Genomic DNA, 8,924 nt, shown 5'->3' on the forward strand with positions numbered 1-8,924 from the left:
CAGGGCCAGTTGAGGCAGGTCGAGTGCTCGCGCCGTGCGTTTCATCAGATCCGGAAGATCAAACGGCTTGGGCAGGTAATCATAGGCCTCGGCCTCGGCCGCCTTGATCGCCGTCATGATGGTGTTCTGCGCCGAAATCACGATCACCGGCAATCCGGGTCGGTCCTGGGCGATCTTGGGCAGCATCTCAAGGCCATTGCCATCGGGCATCATCACGTCGCTGATCACCACGTCGCCCTTGCCCTCGCCGACCCAACGCATCAGCGTGGTCAGGCTTGATGTGGCATGCACCTTGCACCCGGCTCGTGTAAGGGCCTGCGTCAGAACCGTCCTGATCGTGCGGTCATCATCCGCAACCAGTACCGTGCCATCCATCGTTCAAGCTCCTTATCAGTTTGTTTCTGCTCGTTGCAGCGAAATCCGGAACACGGTGCGTCCCGGTACCGAATTGACCGAAATCCAGCCGTCGTGATCCGAAATGATCTTGGCCGCGAGCGCCAGCCCCAGCCCGGTGCCGTTTTCACGCCCCGATACAAAGGGGTCGAACACATCCTCGGCAATCGCAGGCGGAAGTCCGGGACCATCGTCGATGATCTCGATCTGAAGCGGGAGGGCCTTTTCCGTGCCATCCCGGCCGCGCACGCGCAGCGATTGCTCGTAATATGTCCGCAGGCGGATCGTGCCCGGCTTGCCACCCGCGGCCTCGGCTGCGTTCTTGAGGAGGTTCAGCACCACCTGCAAAAGCTGATCCGCATCGCCAAGCGCCAGCGGCAGCGAGGGATCGTAATCCTCGGTCCAGGACATATGCGCCGCAAAGCCAAGCATCGCCGAGCGCCGCGCACGATCGAGAACATCATGCAGGTTCACCGGTTTGAGATCCGGCGCAACGATATTGCCAAACTGTTCCACCCGTTCAAGCAGGGCGACGATACGGCGGCTTTCGCTGACGATCAGATCGGTCAGCTCGAGGTCTTCGGGGCTAAGTGTCATCGACAAAAGCTGGGCCGCGCCGGTGATCCCGGCCAGCGGGTTCTTGATCTCATGGGCCAGCATCTCGGCCATGCCGATCGCCGATTTGGCCGCAGCCTTGACGCTGCTGTTCTGGGTCATGCGCCCGGCAAGTTCGCGCGGGCTGATCAGCATGAGCATATGCCCCGGCTGCCCGGCCAGCGGCGAAACCTGCAAATTGCACTGCATCGGTGCGCGTTCGCCATTGCCGACATCGACATCATTGACAAAAAGCGGCGCATTATTGGCACGCGCCCTCTCAAAGGCCTCTTCGAGCGGCGCATTCACCGCCAGCTTGTCCCAGACCGGCTGGCCGATCAGGGCACGCGACGAGGTCATCAAAAACCCTTCGGCCGCCGGATTGATCCGCGCGATCATGTCATTTTCATCAAGCACCAGGGCCGGCACCGGAAGCGAGGCCCAGATTGCATCGGGATCACTCATGCCGCCACCTGTTCGTGCTCAGCGCAGGTCATCGCCTCGGGGATCAGCGCCAGAACCTCGTCGATCCGCTGGCTGGTCAGGATCCGGCGCCTCAATCCCGGTCCGGTTCCTGCGGTGTCCATATACCAGCCAAGATGCTTGCGCGCGATCCGAAGGCCAAGTTTGGCCCCGTAAAACGCGATCATTGCCTCATAATGTTCGCCCACCAGATTGGCGAGCGCCGCCCCCTCGGGAATCAGCGGCGCGGGGCCATCGAAAAGCACAGAACCGACCTCGGCTAGAACCCAAGGGCGACCCTGCGCCCCGCGCCCGATCATCACCCCATCGGCACCCGAAAGACGCAGCGCCTCGCGGGCAGTATCAGGGCCGGTGATGTCGCCATTGGCGATCACCGGAATGGCAACGGCATCCTTCACGGCACGAATGGCGGCCCAATCGGCACGGCCCTTGTAAAACTGACAGCGGGTGCGCCCATGAATGGTAATCATCTGCACGCCTGCTCCAGCGGCCCGCCGGGCAAGTTCGGGCGCATTCATAAGCGCATCGTCCCAGCCCAGCCGGGTCTTGAGGGTAACCGGTATTTCGACCGCGCCCACCACCGCCTCGATCAGGGCAAGCGCATGATCAAGGTCTTTCATAAGGGCCGATCCGCTGGCGCCGGCGCCGCTGGCGCTTGTGACCTGTTTGGCGGGACAGCCCATGTTGATGTCAATCATCCGCGCGCCATTGGCCTCGACCACGCGCGCGGCCTCGGCCATCCAATGGGCCTCGCGGCCGGCCAGTTGAACAGCGGTGTTTTCGATGCCAAACCCAAGCTCGGCCTTGTCGCGCGCGCTTGGCTTGGCCTGTACCATTTCCTGACAGGCGATCATTTCACTCACAACCAGACCCGCGCCAAACCGCGAGACGATGGTGCGAAACGGCAAGTCGGTGATTCCCGCCAGCGGGGCGAGAAGGACCGGGGGTGCCTTTGATTGCGTAATCGGGTGCAGACTCACATGCCTAATCCTTGTGCAGTTACGCCCTTCTAGCGCCGAACCCGCGTTTAAACAATGTCCACAGGCCTATCTGCAAGCCAGTCAGGGCGCAATTGCCTATTTTTTAGGCACGCGCACGGCCATTGCGCTTGTCTGCGCCGAGGCCTAAATCATGGGTCATGACAATCGCCGCCCTCATCGTCGCCGCAGGCCGAGGCAGCCGTGCCGGCACGCCGATCCCGAAGCAATGGCAACCGCTTGCCGGTCGCCGGGTGATCGACTGGACGCTTGCGGCATTCCGCGCCACCCCCGAGATTGATCGCATCCTGGTGGTGCTGCACCCCGATGACCTTGACCTGTTACCCGCCACGCCGGAACACGAGGTGACGCCCGGCGGGGAAACCCGCGCCCAATCGGTACGCAACGGGCTTGAATACCTGGCCGCGACCGGTTCGGGTGTCTCGCATGTCCTTATTCACGATGTCGCCCGTTGCTGTGTCCGACCGGCGCATATCTCGGATGTGGTGACGCAGCTTTTGGCGGCCAACACCGCCGGCATCGCCCCGGCGCTTGCCGTGACCGACGCGCTCTGGATCGGCGCCGAGGGCCAGGTGACCGGCACCCGGGATCGCACCGGCCTTTTTCGCGCCCAGACACCGCAAGCCTTTGACTTTGAGGCCATACTTGCCGCACACCGCGCCCATCCCGGCGATGCGGCCGATGATGTAGAGGTCGCGCGCGCCGCAGGCCTTGACGTTGGTATCATCGAGGGCGACGAGAGCAACCTGAAGATCACCCACCCGCCCGATTTTGCACGGGCCGAAAAAATACTGAGGACTGACATGGATATCCGCATTGGCTCTGGCTTTGACGTCCACCGGTTCGGCGCGGGCGATCACGTCATGCTCTGTGGCGTCGCCGTCCCTCATGAGCGCGGCCTTCAGGGGCACTCCGACGCCGATGTCGGCATGCACGCGCTGACCGATGCGATTTACGGCGGGCTGGCCATGGGCGATATCGGCCGTCATTTCCCGCCAAGCGATCCGCAATGGAAGGGGGCCGCAAGCCATATCTTCCTGCGTCACGCCGTTGCCCTTGCGATGGAACATGGGTTCAGGATCAACAACATGGACGTCACTCTTGTCTGTGAGCGCCCTAAAATCACGCCTCATGCCGCCGCGATGCAAGCCGCCTTGGCCGATATCACCGGCGTCGCGATGGATCGGATTTCGGTCAAGGCAACCACATCCGAGCGCCTTGGCTTTACCGGACGCGAAGAGGGCATCGCGGCGCAGGCCGCCGTAACATTGGTGAAGTCATGCGCATAAGCCATTTGATCGCAACGTTTTTCCTGGTCGGACATCTGCGCCCGGCTCCCGGAACATGGGGCTCTCTTGCAGCACTGCCTGCGGCATGGGCCCTGCACGTTCTGGGCGGGCCGGTGCTTTTGGCGATTGGCGTGGTCGCTTCATTCACATTAGGTGTCTGGGCTACTGCACGGGAAACAAACGGAAAAGACAATCATGACCCCTCCGAGATCGTGATCGACGAGGTGGCCGGGCAATGGCTGGCATTTCTGCCGGTCTCGATCGGGGCGGCGCACGCGGGCGCGGACCTTTTGGCACTTTGGCCGGGCTGGGTCACGGCCTTTGTGGCGTTCCGGCTATTTGACATCCTCAAGCCCGGCCCGATTGGCTGGGCCGACCGGCGCAATGATGCGGTTGGCGTGATGCTTGACGATATTTTCGCCGGTATCGCCGCCGCAGTTTGCGTGATGGCGGGGGCCGCGATATCGCATGGGCTGTTGGGGGCATGAACGTGGCCGATCTTCTGTCGCAGGCGCGCGAAAAGGGGCTGCGCATCGCCACCGCCGAAAGCTGTACCGGCGGAATGGTGGCGGCGCGGCTGACCGATATTGCAGGGTCCTCGGACGTGTTCGACCGGGGTTTCGTGACCTATTCCAACGCGGCCAAACAGGACATGCTTGGCGTTGCCATGACCACGCTTGACGCCCATGGCGCGGTTTCCGAACAAGTGGCCGCAGAGATGGCGGCAGGCGCCCTGCGCCATTCGGCTGCCGATATAGCCGTGTCGATCACCGGCATTGCCGGTCCCGGCGGGTCCGGGCACAAGCCCGAAGGGCGGGTCTGTTTCGGTCTGGCGCGCAGAGGCGCGGATATGCAGGTTGAAACCATCGACTTTGGCGCCCTTGGCCGTGACGGCGTGCGGCAGGCCAGCACCGCGCATGCGCTTGACCTTCTGGCAAAAGCCGTAAACCGGAATCGCGCTTAATTTGGGCATATGCCCCAAATGCCGCCTATTCATTGGGCGTTTTGCACATTGCCTGCTCCTTGAGCGCCCTCAGGCGTAATTGCCGCTTTTTTTATCGCTCCGCATTCGGTTGAACCGTCGCAAACGGAACCACTCACGGAGAGGATAAGAGATGAACGGAGCGGATACCGCCTGGATCATTGTGGCAACGGCGCTGGTGCTGTTCATGACATTGCCTGGACTGGCCTTGTTCTACGGCGGACTCGTGCGCGCGCGAAACGTGCTGAGCGTATTCATGCAGTGTTATGCGATTGCCTGCCTGATGAGCGTGCTCTGGCTTGTCGCGGGCTATTCCATCGCCTTTGGCGAGGGCAACGCGGTCTGGGGTGGCCTGGGCAAGATGTTCCTGGGCGGGGTCACTGCCGATAGTCTCTCGGGCACCCTGCCCGAGGTTCTGTTCTTTGCCTTTCAGATGACTTTCGCCATCATCACGCCCGCGCTCATCGTCGGCGCCTATGTCGAGCGGATCGGCTTTGGCTTCGTGCTGTTGTTTTCCGGGCTTTGGATGCTGCTGTGCTATGCGCCAGTGACCCATTGGATCTGGGGCGGCGGGTTTCTGGCGGATGGCGGTATCTTCGGTGCAACCGGCGTCAGGGATTTCGCGGGCGGGATTGTGGTGCATGAAACCGCGGGCCTGGCGGCGCTGATCATCGCGGTGATGCTTGGCGCGCGCAAGAACCGCACCACGCCGCCGCATAACCCGGGCTTCGTGATGATCGGGGCGGCGATGCTCTGGGTTGGCTGGTTCGGCTTTAACGGTGGTTCTCAGCTTGCGGCGGATGGCGGCGCGGCAATGGCCCTGACCGTGACGCATATCTCGGCGGCGACCGCCTCGCTTAGCTGGGCGCTCTGGGAAAAGATCAAGTTCGGGCGCGCCTCGCTTGTGGGCATTGTGACCGGCACCATTGCGGGGTTGGCCTCGATCACACCCGCAAGCGGCTTTGTCGGCCCTGTCGAGGCCCTGATCATCGGCGCCATTGCCGGGGTGCTGTGTCAGGAAGCGGTCAACCTGATCCGTGAAAAGCTGAACATCGACGACACGCTGGATGTCTTCGCTGTGCATGGTGTGGGCGGCATTTTCGGCACCATCATGATCGCGGCCTTTGGTGCCGGAAGCTGGGCGGCGCAACTTGGGTCGCTGGCCATCGTCGGCATCTTCACCACGGTGGTTACCGTTACTCTGGTCAAGCTGGTCACGCTTGTCACGCCCCTTCGGGTGGATCTTGAGACCGAAACCAACGGTCTTGACCTAAGCGTTCACGGCGAACGGGCCTATGACATGAGCAGCTAGATCAAGCGCAACAGATGCATGCAAAGCGGGCCCCATCGTCGGGCCCGTTTTCAGTTTCCCTCATCCGTAAAGATCATCCGCGCGCTCTCCAAAGGCGCGCACGATCCGCTTCATGGCCTCAAAGAAGAACAGGTCAGCCGCGGATTGCAACAACCTGTTCTTGAACGCGAAATCAACATCGAACGCGACCTCGCACCCCCCCTCTATATCGCGGAACTGCCAGTTTGACTTGAGGTGCTTGAACGGCCCGTCAAGGTATTCGGTTTCGATCCGGTTTTGCTCGGGCCAGAGCACGACGCGGCTAGTGAATCGCTCGCGGAACACCTTGAAGCTGACCACGAGATCGGCTTCCATCACCTCTGATCCGTCGGGCTGCGGTGTCACGCTTCGGACCCGCGAGGCGGCGGTCCAGGGCAGGAATTTGGGATAGCTGGCCACATCGGCCACCAGCCCATACATCTGGTCCGCCGAATAGCGCAGCGTCCGTGTCTCGGAATGTGATGGCATAAGGGCCCCGGATTTACAGTGGTTTTCGCGTGACAGTGGCGCGCTTTGTCATAGACTGGGCCGGAAATTTCAAGGGGGTGTCATGCCGGATCGTCCGTATGTGATAGATAAACTGATCTCTGCCAAACGCATCGCCGCCCGGATCGAGGCGCTGTCGCATGAGATCGAGACCGAGTTCGCCGAGACCGGCAAGCTTGTCGTCGTCGGCCTGTTGCGCGGTTCTTTCGTGTTCATCGCCGATCTGGTACGCGAACTTGATCTGCCGGTCGAGGTGGATTTCGTCGAAACCTCGTCTTATGGAAACGCCACTGAAAGTAGCCGGGAAGTGCGTATTCTCAAGGACTTGCGCGGCGACATTGAAGGGCGCGACGTATTGGTTGTCGAGGATATCGTCGATACGGGTCACACGCTTTTTCACGTGCTCAACCTGCTCAACAGTCGCAGGCCGCACAAGCTGCGCACGATTGCCCTTTTGGACAAACCATCGCGGCGTGAAGCCGATATTCGCGCTGACTGGACCGGGTTTGAAATTCCCGACGAATTCGTCGTCGGCTATGGCATCGACTTTGCCCAGAGAAACCGCAACCTGCCCTATATAGGCAAGGTGCGCTTTATCGAGCCGTGACCATCACCTGGCTGTTGCGCATGGCACGTTGGGCGCGCAATCCGCCGGGGCGCAATCGACGGCGCATGCTTTTGGTGGTGATCGGGCTCGCCCTGGCGATTGGCGGAATCGAATATTTCCTTGGCTGGCCAGAGGCCCTGACCCTTGAACCGCAAGGCCGCGCCTGGCGTCCCTGAACACCTTTGACCAATCAGGTAAAGGCCATGAAAACGCACAACAAAACAGAAAATGGCGGACCCAAGAGGATTCGAACCTCTGGCCTCTGCCTTCGGAGGGCAGCGCTCTATCCAGCTGAGCTATGGGTCCACTTCTGCGGCGTGGTATAGCGGGGCACGCCCTGCCCCGCAATCGCAAAAATCAGGCAAAAAGCTCGTGTGCCAACTCAAGCGCGTCGATCAGCGCATCGACCTCTGCGCGGGTGTTATACATGGCAAACGAGGCCCGGCATGTGGCCGTCACCCCCAAGTGATCCATCAGCGGACCGGCACAATGATGGCCCGCGCGCACTGCGACCCCCTTCTTGTCCAGAATGGTCGAAATATCATGCGCATGGGCGGCACCCTGCATGGTAAAGGAAAAGATCGCGGCCTTGTCCGGCAAGGTGCCCTGTTGCGAGATCCAGTTCAGCCCGGCAAGCCTGGTTTGCGCATAATGGCTCAGGTCGTATTCATGGGCGGAAATCGCCGCCATGCCGACGCCCATCATGTATTCGAGCGCGACCCCAAGGCCGATGGTCTGAACGATGCCGGGGGTTCCGGCCTCGAATTTCATCGGTGGGTCGTTATAGGTGACCGCCTCTTTGCTGACCTCGCGGATCATGTCACCGCCCCCCATGAAGGGGCGCATTTCGGCCATCCGCTCTTTCCTGACAAAGATCGCGCCCGACCCCGAGGGCCCATAAAGCTTGTGCCCGGTTATGGCATAGAAATCACAGCCGATCTCGTCGACATTCACCGGCATATGCACCGCGCCCTGGCTTCCGTCGACAAGCACGGGCACCCCGCGTTCCTTGGCCGCGTCACAGATGGCTTTTACATCAACTTTGGTTCCCAACACGTTGGAAAGTTGGGTGATTGCTATCAGCTTGGTGCGGGGCGTGATCGCGTCGATCACCTTTTGCGGATCAAGATAGCCACGCGCATCCACATCGACCCATTTAAGCACCACACCCTGGCGTTCGCGCAGGAAATGCCAGGGCACGATATTGGCGTGATGTTCCATCACCGACAGGATGATCTCGTCACCTGCCTCCATGCGCGGCATGGCCCAGCCATAGGCCACCATATTGATGCCCTCGGTAGTGCCCGAGTTCAGCACGATCTGATGCTCATCGGCCACGCCAAGAAAGCGCGCGATCGTGCCGCGGACGGCCTCGTATTTTTCGGTGGCCAGGTTGCTGAGGTAATGCAGCCCGCGATGCACATTGGCATATTCCTGGGAATAGGCGGTCGTGATTGCATCAATAACCACCTGCGGCTTTTGCGCAGATGCGCCATTATCCAAATAGGTCAGCGGTTTTCCATTCACCTCACGTGAGAGAATTGGAAAATCAGAGCGAATTTTGTCCACGTCATACATTGGCGGATAACCCTAAGGAGGAAGGTCCAATAAGACCAATCAGAAAAGACAGCGCAAGCGCTATAGTGATGCTTGCCATCATCAACACACCCAAAGCCCGCCAGATCGAGCCAAGTCGATGGGCTTCGTTGATGAAGTTGACAAAGATGAATATGCCAAAAAG

11 protein-coding genes and 1 tRNA gene are annotated in these 8,924 nt (G+C 60.8%); 6 read left to right on the plus strand and 6 right to left on the minus strand.

Annotated features, from left to right (window positions below):
- The 3 genes from QZ522_RS15295 to dusB all read right to left on the minus strand — a co-directional run.
- Positions 1-375, minus strand: a 375-nt coding sequence (locus QZ522_RS15295; RefSeq protein ID WP_294613460.1) for a response regulator, incomplete at its 3' end; no start/stop codon positions are given.
- A 15-nt stretch (positions 376-390) separates the two neighbouring features.
- The gene (locus QZ522_RS15300; protein WP_294613463.1) at positions 391-1,452 is read right to left on the minus strand and encodes an ATP-binding protein; all 1,062 of its coding nucleotides are present in this window, start codon (positions 1,450-1,452) and stop codon (positions 391-393) included.
- Positions 1,449-2,450, minus strand: a complete 1,002-nt coding sequence (gene dusB, locus QZ522_RS15305; RefSeq protein WP_294613466.1) for a tRNA dihydrouridine synthase DusB — start codon at positions 2,448-2,450, stop codon at positions 1,449-1,451. The genes QZ522_RS15300 and dusB overlap by 4 nt, the downstream gene beginning before the upstream one ends.
- Positions 2,451-2,608: 158 nt before the next feature.
- Here dusB and QZ522_RS15310 point away from each other — a divergent pair, with 158 nt between their 5' ends.
- The 4 genes from QZ522_RS15310 (at position 2,609) to QZ522_RS15325 (ending at position 6,051) form a co-directional block, all read left to right on the plus strand.
- Positions 2,609-3,757 (plus strand): bifunctional 2-C-methyl-D-erythritol 4-phosphate cytidylyltransferase/2-C-methyl-D-erythritol 2,4-cyclodiphosphate synthase, encoded by a 1,149-nt coding sequence (locus QZ522_RS15310; protein WP_294613469.1) that lies wholly within the window; start codon positions 2,609-2,611, stop codon positions 3,755-3,757.
- Positions 3,748-4,245, plus strand: a complete 498-nt coding sequence (locus tag QZ522_RS15315; RefSeq protein WP_294613472.1) for a phosphatidylglycerophosphatase A — start codon at positions 3,748-3,750, stop codon at positions 4,243-4,245. The genes QZ522_RS15310 and QZ522_RS15315 overlap by 10 nt, the downstream gene beginning before the upstream one ends.
- Entirely contained in the window at positions 4,242-4,721 is a 480-nt protein-coding gene (locus QZ522_RS15320) for a nicotinamide-nucleotide amidohydrolase family protein (protein WP_294613475.1), read from the plus strand. The genes QZ522_RS15315 and QZ522_RS15320 overlap by 4 nt, the downstream gene beginning before the upstream one ends.
- Positions 4,722-4,872: 151 nt before the next feature.
- Entirely contained in the window at positions 4,873-6,051 is a 1,179-nt protein-coding gene (locus QZ522_RS15325) for an ammonium transporter (RefSeq protein ID WP_294613479.1), read from the plus strand.
- A 60-nt stretch (positions 6,052-6,111) separates the two neighbouring features.
- Here the strand turns inward: QZ522_RS15325 and QZ522_RS15330 are convergent, their stop codons facing one another.
- On the minus strand, positions 6,112-6,558 hold the full coding sequence (locus tag QZ522_RS15330; protein WP_294613482.1) for a type II toxin-antitoxin system RatA family toxin: 447 nt from the start codon (positions 6,556-6,558) through the stop codon (positions 6,112-6,114).
- Between the two features lie 82 nt (positions 6,559-6,640).
- Between QZ522_RS15330 and hpt the strand changes: the two genes are divergently transcribed.
- Complete coding sequence (gene hpt / locus QZ522_RS15335; RefSeq protein WP_294613485.1) at positions 6,641-7,183, plus strand: hypoxanthine phosphoribosyltransferase; 543 nt, start codon at positions 6,641-6,643, stop codon at positions 7,181-7,183.
- The gene (locus tag QZ522_RS15340; protein WP_294613487.1) at positions 7,180-7,359 is read left to right on the plus strand and encodes a hypothetical protein; all 180 of its coding nucleotides are present in this window, start codon (positions 7,180-7,182) and stop codon (positions 7,357-7,359) included. Before hpt ends, QZ522_RS15340 begins: the two co-directional genes overlap by 4 nt.
- A gap of 53 nt (positions 7,360-7,412) precedes the next feature.
- On the opposite strand, the gene QZ522_RS15345 is transcribed toward QZ522_RS15340, so the two are convergent.
- Both QZ522_RS15345 and QZ522_RS15350 read right to left on the minus strand, forming a co-directional pair.
- Positions 7,413-7,489, minus strand: a tRNA-Arg gene (locus QZ522_RS15345).
- Positions 7,490-7,540: 51 nt separating this feature from the next.
- Complete coding sequence (locus QZ522_RS15350; protein ID WP_294613490.1) at positions 7,541-8,761, minus strand: cysteine desulfurase; 1,221 nt, start codon at positions 8,759-8,761, stop codon at positions 7,541-7,543.
- Positions 8,762-8,924: the final 163 nt, after the last annotated feature.

Origin of the sequence: uncultured Roseovarius sp. (assembly GCF_913054395.1) — a bacterium.
In the GTDB taxonomy this organism is placed as follows: Bacteria; Pseudomonadota; Alphaproteobacteria; order Rhodobacterales; family Rhodobacteraceae; genus Roseovarius.